Below are 1,015 nucleotides of genomic sequence, written 5' to 3'. Positions count from 1 at the left end.
AACAGGAAGGTGATAGTAAGGGGCATATAGCGGAAAAGGGGGCCAGAAACTCTAAAGTCCAAAAAGGTAGTCGTAACCCATATGCGTAAATCACGGGAGTAATTGAATTCACTGTAACCTTTTAACGTCCTCATGTCTAGTCTAAACGAGGAAAGATGTAGGACTTATCCCGTGAGCTCTCATGAGCGCTGAAAGCGTAGTAACAAGGAATCATGAGAAGTCAGCCGAACCCATAGTAGTGAGGAAACTTCTGTAATGGAAGTGGAGCGAAGGGGTGAATACTCAAACAGTCTGGGGAGAGACTGTTTGAGGTCTGTCGCTAGAAAGAGAAAACGACAGATCGAAGTAATCCTACTTCACTTGTGTCTGTAAAACGAACGGTCTGATAGAACTGGACTCTGTCACGTATTGACTAGATGAAGGTTCACCAATATAAGATGTCCCTCAGGCACCAAAACAAGAAAGGAATAGGCACATGTCAAAATTGCTAGATAAGATAGTATCACGCGAAAATATGCTGGAAGCCTACAATCAAGGAAAATCCAATAAGGGCTCAGCTGGGATTGATGGAATGACTATCGAAGAGATGGATAATTATCTCAGACAAAACTGGCGCCTGACTAAAGAACTGATAAAACAGAGGAAATACAAACCTCAATCAGTCCTGCGAGTTGAAATCCCCCAACCCAATGGAGGTGTCCTTCAGCTTGGGATTCCGACAGTGATGGATAGGATAATCCAACAAGCCATTGTCCAAGCTCTTAGAGTACTTAAATGACGGCTATGAGTGGATAGTGGATATAGACCTAGAGAAATTTTTCGATAGGGTTCCTCAAGATAGATTGATGTCCTTAGTACATAACATTATCGAAGACGGAGATAGGGAATCCTTGATTCGTAAGTATCTTCATTCAGGTGTTATCATTAATGGTCAACGTCATAAAACGCTAGTTGGCACACCACAGGGAGGAAATGTATCTCCTCTCTTATCCAATGTCATGCTTAATGAATTGGA

General features: G+C 42.3%; 1 pseudogene. It reads left to right on the top strand.

Annotated elements, in window-relative coordinates:
• Positions 1-475: 475 nt before the first annotated feature.
• Positions 476-1,015: pseudogene (locus HT729_RS07865) on the top strand (reverse transcriptase domain-containing protein); the annotation flags it as partial.

Origin of the sequence: Streptococcus sp. 79 (genome assembly GCF_013277425.1) — a bacterium.
GTDB classification, from domain to species: domain Bacteria; phylum Bacillota; class Bacilli; order Lactobacillales; family Streptococcaceae; genus Streptococcus; species Streptococcus pseudopneumoniae.
The sequence above is the reverse complement of the archived record's forward strand: the minus strand, read 5'-3'. Positions and strand labels throughout refer to the sequence as shown.